The sequence below is a fragment of the Geomobilimonas luticola genome, assembly GCF_018476905.1.
GTDB lineage: Bacteria > Desulfobacterota > Desulfuromonadia > Geobacterales > Geobacteraceae > Geomobilimonas > Geomobilimonas luticola.
Genome location: NZ_JAHCVK010000036.1, coordinates 1 through 224, shown reverse-complemented (window position 1 = coordinate 224; position 224 = coordinate 1). Strand labels below are relative to the sequence as shown.

The window sequence follows — 224 nt, the reverse complement described above, 5'->3', positions numbered from 1 at the left end:
TTAGTCCTGCTGTCGTCCCCTGCGCTGGCGGTGGACTATCCCCATAACACGGCCAACGGCTATAGCTGCAGCGGCTGTCACCAGAGCCACAGCACCCTGGGGACCCAGGGGTACACCAACCTCTGCCTCACCTGCCACAATCCGGCCGACGGCAAGGGGGGGAACAAATCCTTCGTTCCAGGGGACGCCGCCAACCCGTTCGGCAACGCCACCTCGGCGCGGCC

General features: G+C 66.1%; 1 protein-coding gene. It reads left to right on the top strand.

The features are described from left to right. On the top strand, positions 1 to 224 hold a 224-nt coding region (locus KI810_RS17200; RefSeq protein WP_214176793.1), incomplete at both ends, for a hypothetical protein.